Consider the following 2,515-nt stretch of genomic DNA (forward strand, 5'->3'; position numbering starts at 1 on the left):
TTTTTTCATAATTTTGTTTTCCTTTAAAATAAATAGTTTTTTTGTTTTTGTTTTCTTTATGATTAAACTATACAATAAGATGTAACTTATGTCAACACATTTTACAAAAAAAATAATAAAAAGTTATATAATGTAATAAATACTTACAATACAACGAATTATACTTATATAACTTACTACAGTATTGGAAAACTTTTTAAATAATATGTATTTATTTTGAAAAAAATGTTTTTTTTATATAATTAAATTGATTTTAAGTGAATTTTAAGGATATTTAACTATAATAAAATAATAAGGGATTAATTATGAAAATATTATTAGTGGAAGATGTTATTGAATTAGCAAACGTAGTTAAAGAATATCTCGAATTAGAACATTATAATGTAGATATAGTTGATAATGGTGAGGATGGTTATGAATATGGTATTAAAGATATATATGATGTAATACTGTTAGATATAATGCTTCCTAAGATGTCAGGAATTGAAGTCTTAAAAAAAATAAGAGAAAATAAAATTAACACTCCAATTATTATGTTAACTGCAAAATCGGAATTAGAAGATATTATAAATGGTTTAGATTATGGTGCTGATGACTATATAACAAAGCCCTTTGAAATACGTGAATTGTTGGCTAGAATTAGATCTGTTAGCAGAAGAAAAGAAAAGTATATAAGCGATAATTTACAATTTGGCAATATTTCACTTAAAAAAAACTCTTTAGAAGTTACTTCTACCTATTCGAAAATAAATCTTAGCCTTAAAGAATATCAATTATTAGAAATATTGTTATTGAATCCTAATCAAACTGTTTTAAAAGAATATTTTATAGAGAAGATCTGGGGTTATGATTTTGATGGTGAAGATAATATTGTAGAAGTTTATATATCTTTTTTGAGGAAAAAGCTTAAATTTATAAAATCAAGTGCGAAAATAAAAACATTTCGTGGTTTAGGCTATTGTTTGGAGTTGCTTAATGATTAAAAAAATGCGAAGAAATTTTGTTCTTATTTCAATGGTTTTTGTATTGATGGTTATCTTTATTATGATTTCTTCAATAAATGTATTTATGGAGAAAAAAGCTTTAGAAGAAATTGATATTTATTTAAATAATAGTTTGCATGAAGTTTATAGACCTGGACCTTTTCTAGGAGGAGTATCGGAAGCAAAGGATCCCTTTATTATAAAAGATTCTGTTAATGTGCACTCTAATACTATTGGAGCTATTGAATCAAAGGGTATGCAACCAGATCCTATTGGGGCTACTGTATTTATTAGAGGCTTTTCTGTACAAGTTGATAAAGATTTAAAATTAATTAATGTTGAATTTAATGATAATGAATTACTTGAGTGCGAAATCCTTAATTATATAAATCAAGTTATAAACAATGGAGCAAAAGAAAAAGTTATAGGAGAAATAGATAATTATCGATACATATATTCACAAAGGGATGAAGGATTCCATTTTGTCTTTGTGAATACTTCTGTTCAAAACGAAACCTTAAATCAGTTAATGCGTTTGACAATAATTATTGGAATAATCAGTTTTTTTGTTTTAACAATATTTATGATTATTCTTTCAAGCTATATTGTAAAACCTGTTAGGTTGGCTTTTGAAAAGCAAAAAAGATTTATTTCTGATTCTAGTCACGAATTAAAAACACCTCTTTCTATTATATCTGCAAATATGGAATTGTTGGAGAAAGAAGTAGGCCAGAATAAAAGGATTGATGAAATAAAGAACAGTGAAAAAAGAATGAATTTATTAGTTCAAGATTTATTAACTCTTAGTCGTCTTGAAAATAATAATCATGTTATTTTTGAAAAAATTAATTTAAGTAAAATTATAGATAGTTGTGTTTTATCCTTTGAAGTATTAGCTTTTGAACATTCTAATAAAATTATTTCTTCAGTAGAAGAGGATATATTTATTCAAGGTGTTGAAAAAAACTTATATAAGCTAATTGGTATATTTATAGAGAATGCTATTAAATATTCTTGGTCTAATACTGATATTGTTGTTAGTTTATATAAGCAATCTAAAAATATTGTTTTAGAATTTTATAATAAAGGTATAGGTGTAAAAAAAGAAGAAATTGATAAAATTTTTGATAATTTTTATAGAGTTGATAATTCTAGAGGTATGAAACCTGGAGGTTATGGTATAGGTTTATCTATTGCTAAAAGTATAATAAATCAACATAAAGGTAAAATTTTAATTGAAAGTGAATATAATTCTTTTATTAAATTTAAAATTATATTTTAAAAGATTTGTTTAAATCTATGTATGTATTTAAAAAGCAGCTCGTAATAAGAGCTGCTTTTTTAGGAGGTTGTATTTATATATTTTATTGTATCTACTATTCGATTGTATAAGAGATCTTAACGTTACTTACATAATCCCCTGCAGGAAGTTCACTGTTACCTTCCCAACTTAAGTTAAAGTAATTAACTAATAAGTCATCATGTTTACCAGCATCTAAAACTTCAATAGATTTTTCAGTATTAACTTTAGG

The 2,515-nt window shown here is 24.2% G+C and carries 2 protein-coding genes; both read left to right on the forward strand.

Going from position 1 to position 2,515, the window contains the following annotated elements:
- The first annotated feature begins 305 nt into the window (after positions 1-305).
- A complete protein-coding gene (locus ACPKM0_RS06235) occupies positions 306-983 on the forward strand; it encodes a response regulator transcription factor (protein ID WP_472474343.1) in 678 nt (225 codons plus the stop codon).
- Positions 976-2,265: a sensor histidine kinase gene (locus ACPKM0_RS06240; RefSeq protein WP_472474345.1), complete on the forward strand. Its 1,290-nt coding sequence runs from the start codon at positions 976-978 to the stop codon at positions 2,263-2,265. Before ACPKM0_RS06235 ends, ACPKM0_RS06240 begins: the two co-directional genes overlap by 8 nt.
- Positions 2,266-2,515: the final 250 nt, after the last annotated feature.

The sequence above is a fragment of the Pleomorphochaeta sp. genome (assembly GCF_050031695.1).
Classification (GTDB): domain Bacteria; phylum Spirochaetota; class Spirochaetia; order Sphaerochaetales; family Sphaerochaetaceae; genus Pleomorphochaeta.